The organism is Bacteroides ihuae (genome assembly GCF_900104585.1).
Taxonomy (GTDB): domain Bacteria; phylum Bacteroidota; class Bacteroidia; order Bacteroidales; family Bacteroidaceae; genus Bacteroides; species Bacteroides ihuae.
This window is the reverse complement of record NZ_FNVX01000005.1, coordinates 1,271,922-1,280,517: the sequence shown is the minus strand read 5'-3', so window position 1 is coordinate 1,280,517 and position 8,596 is coordinate 1,271,922. Positions and strand designations below refer to the sequence as shown.

Genomic DNA, 8,596 nt, shown 5'->3' with positions numbered 1-8,596 from the left:
TATGCGGGGACATTGTTTGGTGGGTAGTTTGACTGGGGTGGTCGCCTCCAAAAGTGTAACGGAGGCTTCTAAAGGTACCCTCAGGACGATTGGTAACCGTCCGCAGAGTGTAATGGCATAAGGGTGCTTGACTGGGAGACCGACAAGTCGATCAGGTAGGAAACTAGAGCATAGTGATCCGGTGTTTCTGTATGGAAAGGACATCGCTCAAAGGATAAAAGGTACTCCGGGGATAACAGGCTGATCCCTCCCAAGAGCTCATATCGACGGAGGGGTTTGGCACCTCGATGTCGGCTCGTCACATCCTGGGGCTGGAGAAGGTCCCAAGGGTTGGGCTGTTCGCCCATTAAAGTGGCACGCGAGCTGGGTTCAGAACGTCGTGAGACAGTTCGGTCTCTATCTATCGTGGGCGTATGAAATTTGCGTGGCTCTGACACTAGTACGAGAGGACCGTGTTGGACTGACCTCTGGTTTACCAGTTGTGCCGCCAGGTGCATCGCTGGGTAGCTAAGTCGGGATTGGATAAGTGCTGAAAGCATCTAAGTACGAAGCCAGCCACAAGATTAGATTTCTTAGGGTCGTTAAAGACGATGACGTTGATAGGCCGCAGGTGTACAGGTAGAGATACCACAGCCGAGCGGTACTAATTGCCCGTACACTTTCTTTTGTCGAAGTATGGTTTATATATCCGTTTAGTTATTACTATAACTGCTTTTTGTTAGCATCATGTCAACCTTATTTAGGTGACTATAGCATCAGGGTTCCACCTCTTCCCATTCCGAACAGAGAAGTTAAGCCTGATCACGCCGATGGTACTGCGTAACAGTGGGAGAGTAGGTAGTCGCCGTTTTGAAGAAAGCCCCCGTGGATAGAAATATCTACGGGGGCTTTTGTGTTTAGCAACTGTCCAACTGAAACAAAAAAGGCAACCTGAAGTCTACAGGTTGCCTTTTTATAAATAGTAATGAGAATGAGCAAAAAGTTATTTGCCTTTTGTTATCACATTTTCTAGCCGTTCTTTCAAATAGCCGGCTTCATTTTTAGTAATGTCTGTTACGTTCTTTAGATCTCTCTTGGATTTGCTTACAAATTTATCTGCACGGTCGCGTATGCAATCAAGTTTACCTTCTTCTTGCATTTTTCGAACCAAATAGCCTACAGCAGAACCAATGGCTAAGCCTAAAATTACTTTTTTCATAATTATGTTTCTTAATATCTTAGTATAATTAATAAGATACATTGATTTGTTCATTTTCCTTATTATGTACCAATGAACATTATTAGAACATACTCATTCATCTTTTAGTTCATTCTCAATAATAAGGTCGAGTTCATCCATAAAACTTAGTAATGAATACGCTTTGTTTATAAAACAGTGTGTGACACTCAATTCAACTCTTTTCTGTCATGTATTGAGAAAAAGAAGAGGCAAACATCGAGTTTTTTTCTTCTTTCTGTGGATTATTGGGCTGAATTGTCTATTTTTGGCAATAATCTTAAGCAGAGTTAATAGAGTGCATTTAATATAAATATAAACTTCAAAAATAGTCCTGTAAATTATGGAAAACAGAATTCAAGAGCTGACTGATAAAATTTATCGTGAAGGTGTGGAAAAGGGCAACGAAGAAGCTCAACGTCTTGTCATAAATGCGCAGGAAGAAGCAAAAAATATACTTGAACAGGCTCGTAAGGAGGCTGATGCTATTGTTGCTTCTTCTCGTAAATCAGCAGCAGAGTTGATGGAAAATACAAAGTCGGAACTGAAATTATTTGCTGACCAGGCTGTTAACGCATTAAAATCTGAAATAGCTTCACTCATAACTGATAAGATTGTATCTACTCCGATAAAAGAATTTGCTAAAAATAAAGATTTACTCCATGCATTTATTGTTGCTCTTGCTTCAAAATGGAGTGCAAATGAACCAATTGTTATTTCTACAGCGGATGCTGATTCGCTAAATATTTATTTTGCAACTAATGCAAAATCACTTCTTGATAATGGAGTTAAAATAGAACAAGTAAACGGTATTAAAACTTGGTTTTCTATTTCACCAGCTAATGGTTCTTATAAAGTGAATTTTGGGGAAGAAGAGTTTGTTAATTACTTTAAGGAGTTTCTACGTCCTCAGTTAGTTGAAATGTTATTTTAGTTCCCTTCTTCCTTATATGCACACAATGAATCATTATGAGTAAATACTATTGTTTAATTGCTGGCTTGCCCGAACTTACTTTGGAGGATAGCAAACTAAGCTACACAGTAGCTGATTTCAGAATCGAATTATATCCTGACCTGTCTACTGTTGACAAAAAAATGATTGATCTGTTTTATCTGAAATTTGATAATGAAAACGTATTAAGGCTATTAAAGGATAAAGACGCAGTTATTGATGCAAGGGGAACTTTTTCTGCTCAGCATTTGATCGACTGTATTTCTACTCTTAAAGATGGAGGAGAGGTTGATTCAAAAACTTTTCCATCTTATCTCTCTTCCTTTATTCTCTATTATTTTAGTGAGATCAATGATGAGCAATTCTTCTACGAAGATTATCTTTCGGCCTTATATTATGAATATGCAATGAATTGCAAAAACAAATTTATTGCTTCTTGGTTTGAATTTAATCTTTCTATCAATAATATTCTTGTGGCACTAACGGCACGTAAGTACAAAGAGGATGTAACACAGAGTATTGTGGGACAGACGGATGTGTGCGAAGCTTTGCGCACATCGGGTGCTCGAGATTTTGGACTGACAGGTGAAGTTGATTATTTTGATACTTTAATGAAGATAAGTGAACTAACTGATTTAGTGGATAGAGAGAGGAAAATAGATGCACTAAAATGGGCTTGGATGGAAGATGCCGTTTTCTTTAATTATTTCACCATTGAACGCATTTTTGTCTTTCTGTTACGATTGGAAATAGTTGAGCGATGGATATCTTTGGATAAGGAAAAAGGTAGTCAATTATTCAGAAACATGATAGATTCTTTAAAGAATGACGTGCAAATTCCCGCAGAATTTAGATAAATAAATTTAAAAAAATATATGGCAACAAAAGGAACTGTTAGTGGCGTAATAGCCAACATGGTAACTCTTCTGGTTGATGGCCCCGTAGCTCAAAATGAGATTTGTTATATCTCTACCGGAGGCGATAGGTTAATGGCAGAGGTAATTAAGGTTGTAGGAGCGAATGTATATGTGCAGGTGTTTGAAAGTACCCGTGGTTTAAAAATTGGGGCTGAAGCCGAATTTACCGGGCACATGCTGGAAGTAACTTTGGGACCAGGCATGTTATCAAAGAACTATGATGGTTTGCAGAATGATCTTGATAAGATGAGCGGAGTATTCCTTAAACGAGGAGAATATACTTTTCCACTTGATAAAGAGAGTAAATGGCATTTTATTCCTTTAGCAAAAGTAGGCGATAAAGTTATTGCTTCTGCTTGGTTGGGTCAGGTAGATGAAAACTTTCAGCCATTGAAAATTATGGCTCCGTTTACTCAGAAAGGTATCTGTACAGTGAAATCTATCGTAGAAGAAGGAGAGTACGGAATCTATGATGTGCTCATTGTTCTAACTGATTCAGATGGTAACGATATAGAGGTAAATATGATTCAGAAATGGCCTGTAAAGCAAGCGATGATGAGTTATAAAGAAAAACCTCGTCCTTATAAGCTACTCGAAACAGGAGTACGTGTTATTGATACGCTGAATCCGATCGTTGAGGGTGGTACGGGATTTATTCCCGGTCCTTTTGGTACAGGTAAAACGGTACTTCAACATGCTATATCCAAACAAGCTGAAGCGGATATTGTGATTATTGCCGCATGTGGTGAACGTGCGAATGAAGTAGTGGAAATATTCACTGAATTCCCCGAATTGATCGACCCGCATACAGGCCGTCAATTGATGGAGCGTACTATCATTATTGCCAACACCTCGAACATGCCGGTGGCAGCTCGTGAGGCTTCTGTTTATACAGCTATGACAATTGCTGAATATTATCGTGCAATGGGTCTTAAGGTTTTGCTAATGGCTGATTCCACCTCTCGTTGGGCTCAAGCTTTACGTGAGATGTCAAACCGTATGGAAGAGTTACCTGGGCCAGATGCATTTCCAATGGATATTTCTTCTATCATTTCAAACTTCTATGGTCGTGCAGGATATGTACATTTAGATAATGGTGAAACGGGTTCTATAACTTTCATTGGTACGGTATCTCCGGCCGGTGGTAACTTGAAAGAGCCGGTAACAGAGAATACCAAGAAAGTAGCTCGCTGTTTCTATGCTTTGGAACAAGATCGTGCCGATAAAAAACGCTATCCGGCGGTAAATCCAATTGATTCTTATTCTAAATATATTGAATATCCCGAATTTGAAGAATATATTTCCAAACACATCAACGATGAGTGGCTAGAAAAAGTTAATGAGATTAAAACTCGGCTTCAACGAGGGAAAGAGATTGCTGAACAAATTAATATTTTGGGTGATGATGGCGTTCCAGCGGAATATCATGTAATCTTCTGGAAGTCCGAACTGATTGATTTTGTGATTTTGCAGCAAGATGCTTTTGATGAAATTGATTCAGTAACTCCTATGGAACGTCAGGAGGCTATTTTAAATCTTGTGATTGGTCTTTGTCGTACAGAGTTTGAATTTGATAACTTCAATGAAGTAATGGATTACTTTAAGAAAATGATCAATATTTGTAAGCAGATGAATTATTCGAAATTCAAATCGACAGAGTATGACGGATTCATTAAACAGTTAACTGAGTTGACAGAAGAGAGGAAAGCATAATTTGTAAAGGATAAAATGTAAATAAATAACATGGCAACAAAAGCATTTCAAAAGATATATACCAAGATTACTCAGATAACTAAAGCTACTTGTTCTCTTAAAGCAACTGGAGTAGGTTATGATGAGCTGGCAACTGTAAATGGTAAGTTGGCACAGGTGGTAAAAATGACTGGAGATGAGGTGACTTTACAAGTCTTTGAAGGAACACAGGGCATTCCTACCAATGCTGAAGTAGTGTTCTTGGGTAAAGCGCCCACGATAAAGGTTAGCGAACAGCTTGCCGGACGTTTTTTCAATGCCTTTGGAGATCCTATTGACGGTGGCCCTGCTATTGAGGGAGAAGAGGTTGAAATTGGTGGTCCGTCTGTGAACCCGGTTCGTCGAAAGCAACCCTCTGAACTTATTGCAACGGGGATAGCAGGTATTGACCTTAATAATACGTTGGTTTCGGGGCAGAAAATTCCATTTTTTGCAGACCCTGATCAACCATTCAACCAAGTAATGGCTAATGTGGCTCTGCGGGCAGAAACGGATAAAATTATTCTTGGTGGCATGGGTATGACGAATGATGACTACCTTTACTTTAAGAACGTATTTTCTAATGCAGGCGCACTCGATCGTATTGTTAGTTTTGTGAATACAACTGAAAATCCACCAGTGGAGCGTCTGTTGATACCGGATATTGCACTTACCTCGGCCGAATATTTTGCGGTAAAGAATAATGAGAAAGTATTGGTGTTACTTACGGATATGACTTCATATGCTGATGCACTTGCTATCGTATCAAATCGTATGGATCAGATCCCATCGAAAGATTCTATGCCGGGATCACTGTATTCTGATTTAGCAAAAATATATGAGAAAGCAGTACAATTTCCTGATGGAGGTTCCATTACGATTATTGCCGTAACAACTCTGTCGGGTGGTGACATCACACATGCTGTGCCTGATAATACAGGCTATATAACTGAAGGGCAGCTCTTTCTTCGTCGTGATAGTGATATTGGTAAAGTCATTGTAGATCCATTCCGTTCGCTATCTCGTTTAAAACAATTAGTTATTGGTAAAAAAACTCGTAGAGACCATCCGCAAGTAATGAATGCTTCTGTTCGCTTGTATGCCGATGCAGCCAATGCGAAGACTAAGTTGGAAAATGGTTTCGATTTGACTAACTATGATGAACGTACACTTTCTTTTGCCAGAGATTATTCGACTCAATTGCTAGCTATTGATGTAAATCTTGATACAACAGAAATGCTTGATGTGGCTTGGAGCTTACTTGCCAAATATTTCCGTCCGGAAGAGGTAAACATCAAACAAGAACTTGTTGATGAATTCTGGAAATAAAATTCATTCTTAAATTAATAAGATGGCTATAAAGTTTCAATATAACAAAACCTCTCTTCAGCAACTAGAGAAGCAACTGAAAGTGCGTGTTCGTACTCTTCCTATCATCAAGAATAAGGAGAGTGCACTGCGTGTGGAAGTAAAGCGCTGTAAGGCTGAAGCTACAACTTTAGAGGAAAGGCTCGAACAACAAATTCAAGCTTATGAAGCCATGTTTGCACTTTGGAATGAGTTTGATGCCTCATTGATCAAAGTAAGCGATGTTCATCTAGGGATTAAGAAAATTGCTGGTGTACGGGTTCCATTATTGGAGAACGTAGACTTTGAAATTCGTCCTTATAGCTTGTTTAATGCTCCTAAATGGTATGCCGATGGGATACATTTGTTGAAAGGACTTGCTCATACAGCTATCGAAAGGGAATTTATGTTAGCAAAACTCAACTTGCTGGAACATGCGCGAAAGAAAACAACTCAGAAAGTGAATCTTTTTGAGAAAGTGCAAATACCTGGTTATCAGGATGCTCTTCGGAAGATTAAGCGCTTCATGGAAGATGAAGAAAACTTATCTAAATCTTCTCAGAAAATATTGAAGTCTCAGCAAGAAAAAAAGAAGGAGGCCGAGATATGATTACAAAGATGAAGAAAATCACATTCCTTGTGTATCACAAGGAATATGATCTCTTTTTAAAGAATCTTCGCAACTTGGGTGTGGTTCATGTTGCTGAGAGGCAAAAGGGGATAGTAGACAATGCTGAGCTGCAGGAAAATATTCGCCTTTCTGCTCGTATTTCCACTTCTCTAAAGTTACTTCAAAACATAAAAGCAGAAAAAGAAGTAGAGGAGAGCCCAACAGCCGAACGGGGCATAAAAGTACTCAATGAAATAGAATCATTGATAAACGCGAAGAGTAAATTGCAACAACAATATCAAGCATATGAAAAGGAGCTTGCTGCTCTTCAACCTTGGGGCGATTTTAAACCGGAGAGTATTCAACGTTTGCATGATGCCGGTCTTTTAATTAGATTCTATGTCTGTTCTGAAAGTAATTATAAAGAAGAATGGACTGACAAATATAATGTGATCGAGGTTAATCGTTTGGCTTCTAAGATTTACTTCATTACTATTACAAAGGCTGGAGAAGAGGTCGATATCGATGTAGAGCAAGTAAAGCTTCCGGCCGATTCTTTCGATCATACTGAGTTTTTACAAGCAGGTATTATTCTTGATTTGGAAGAAAATGAGCACGCATTAAAGGAGTTGGCTGCGAAAGAGATTCCTTCATTGCAAGCGACTCAGAAGTATCTTAATAGTGAGATAGAGTTTTCTAGAGTATTGCTCAATACGAAACCAGCTGCCGGAGATAAGCTAATGTTGCTGCAAGGATGGGCTCCTGCAGTGAAAGAGACTGAAATAGCGTCTTATCTTGAAGCTCAGAATGTATATTACGAAATAGCGAATCCTACTCCAGAAGATAATGTGCCTATTCTGTTGAACAATAAGGGGATCTTTGCGTGGTTTGAACCGATTTGCAAGCTCTATATGCTTCCGAAATACAACGAGCTGGATCTGACACCCTTTTTTGCTCCATTCTTTATGCTCTTTTTTGGCCTCTGTTTGGGTGATTCGGGATATGGATTGTTCTTATTGCTGGGAGTGACCATTTATAGACTGGTTACAAAGAAAATTGGAGATACGATGAAGCCAATACTCTCTTTAGTACAGTTATTGGCAATCTCTACGTTTTTTTGTGGAATGCTGACCGGAACGTTTTTTGGGGCCAATTTCTATAATCTCGACTGGCCATTTGTACAACGTATGAAATCGGCTCTTGCTTTGGATAATAATGATATGTTTCGGCTTTCATTGATTCTTGGAGCAGTTCAAATTATGTTTGGAATGATCCTTAAAGTCGTCAACCAGTCTATACAATTTGGCTTTAAATATGCTATTGGTACTATTGGTTGGATTATCTTGTTGTTCTCGTTGGCTATCTCCGCTTTATTACCAAGTGTATTGCCTATGGGTGGAACTGTTCATCTTGTGATTCTTGGACTTGCAGGATTAATGATATTCCTTTATAATAGTCCTGATAAGAACATCTTTATCAATTTTGGATTAGGTTTTTGGGATTCTTATAATATGGTAACCGGCTTGCTGGGTGATGTACTTTCATACGTTCGTTTGTTTGCTCTCGGACTTTCGGGAGGCATTTTGGCTAGCGTTTTCAATAGCTTGGCTGTAGGTATGAGCCCTGATAATATGATAGCTGGCCCTATAGTAATGGTTCTGATTTTTGTGATAGGCCATTCTATTAATATTTTTATGAACGTTCTGGGTGCTATGGTACATCCCATGCGTCTGACGTTTGTTGAGTTCTTTAAGAACTCAGGATACGAAGGTGGAGGGAAGGAATATAAACCTTTCAGTAATTGACAAAATAGTAAAGAATAT

At 38.9% G+C, this 8,596-nt stretch carries 7 protein-coding genes and 2 rRNA genes; 8 read left to right on the top strand and 1 reads right to left on the bottom strand.

Translation table 11 applies throughout. The features are described 5' to 3' along the window. Positions 1-667: ribosomal RNA gene (locus BQ5338_RS10900) — 23S ribosomal RNA — on the top strand; the annotation flags it as partial. Positions 668-739: 72 nt separating this feature from the next. Continuing rightward, positions 740-850 (top strand): 5S ribosomal RNA (gene rrf, locus BQ5338_RS10895). Positions 851-982: 132 nt separating this feature from the next. On the opposite strand, the gene BQ5338_RS10890 is transcribed toward rrf, so the two are convergent. Then, positions 983-1,198: a hypothetical protein gene (locus BQ5338_RS10890; protein ID WP_071146797.1), complete on the bottom strand. Its 216-nt coding sequence runs from the start codon at positions 1,196-1,198 to the stop codon at positions 983-985. A gap of 361 nt (positions 1,199-1,559) precedes the next feature. On the opposite strand from BQ5338_RS10890, the gene BQ5338_RS10885 reads away from it, so the two are divergent. The 6 genes from BQ5338_RS10885 to BQ5338_RS10860 are packed head-to-tail and all read left to right on the top strand — an operon-like array spanning position 1,560 to position 8,578. Beyond that, entirely contained in the window at positions 1,560-2,150 is a 591-nt protein-coding gene (locus BQ5338_RS10885) for a hypothetical protein (RefSeq protein WP_071146796.1), read from the top strand. Between the two features lie 35 nt (positions 2,151-2,185). Then, positions 2,186-3,025 (top strand): DUF2764 family protein, encoded by an 840-nt coding sequence (locus BQ5338_RS10880; RefSeq protein ID WP_071146795.1) that lies wholly within the window; start codon positions 2,186-2,188, stop codon positions 3,023-3,025. A gap of 18 nt (positions 3,026-3,043) precedes the next feature. Next, positions 3,044-4,798, top strand: a complete 1,755-nt coding sequence (locus tag BQ5338_RS10875) for a V-type ATP synthase subunit A (protein ID WP_071146794.1) — start codon at positions 3,044-3,046, stop codon at positions 4,796-4,798. Between the two features lie 30 nt (positions 4,799-4,828). Then, positions 4,829-6,145 (top strand): V-type ATP synthase subunit B, encoded by a 1,317-nt coding sequence (locus BQ5338_RS10870; protein WP_071146793.1) that lies wholly within the window; start codon positions 4,829-4,831, stop codon positions 6,143-6,145. Positions 6,146-6,167: 22 nt separating this feature from the next. Then, positions 6,168-6,773 (top strand): V-type ATP synthase subunit D, encoded by a 606-nt coding sequence (locus BQ5338_RS10865; protein ID WP_071146792.1) that lies wholly within the window; start codon positions 6,168-6,170, stop codon positions 6,771-6,773. Continuing rightward, positions 6,770-8,578, top strand: coding sequence for a V-type ATP synthase subunit I (locus BQ5338_RS10860; RefSeq protein WP_071146791.1), 1,809 nt, complete (start codon positions 6,770-6,772; stop codon positions 8,576-8,578). The genes BQ5338_RS10865 and BQ5338_RS10860 overlap by 4 nt, the downstream gene beginning before the upstream one ends. The last annotated feature ends 18 nt before the right edge of the window (positions 8,579-8,596 follow it).

Bases quoted from the DNA above. Each gene is read 5' to 3' on its own strand.
- BQ5338_RS10890 (WP_071146797.1), bottom strand. From the start codon at position 1,198: ATGAAAAAAGTAATTTTAGGCTTAGCCATTGGTTCTGCTGTAGGCTAT.
- BQ5338_RS10885 (WP_071146796.1), top strand. From the start codon at position 1,560: ATGGAAAACAGAATTCAAGAGCTGACTGATAAAATTTATCGTGAAGGT.
- BQ5338_RS10880 (WP_071146795.1), top strand. From the start codon at position 2,186: ATGAGTAAATACTATTGTTTAATTGCTGGCTTGCCCGAACTTACTTTG.
- BQ5338_RS10875 (WP_071146794.1), top strand. From the start codon at position 3,044: ATGGCAACAAAAGGAACTGTTAGTGGCGTAATAGCCAACATGGTAACT.
- BQ5338_RS10870 (WP_071146793.1), top strand. From the start codon at position 4,829: ATGGCAACAAAAGCATTTCAAAAGATATATACCAAGATTACTCAGATA.
- BQ5338_RS10865 (WP_071146792.1), top strand. From the start codon at position 6,168: ATGGCTATAAAGTTTCAATATAACAAAACCTCTCTTCAGCAACTAGAG.
- BQ5338_RS10860 (WP_071146791.1), top strand. From the start codon at position 6,770: ATGATTACAAAGATGAAGAAAATCACATTCCTTGTGTATCACAAGGAA.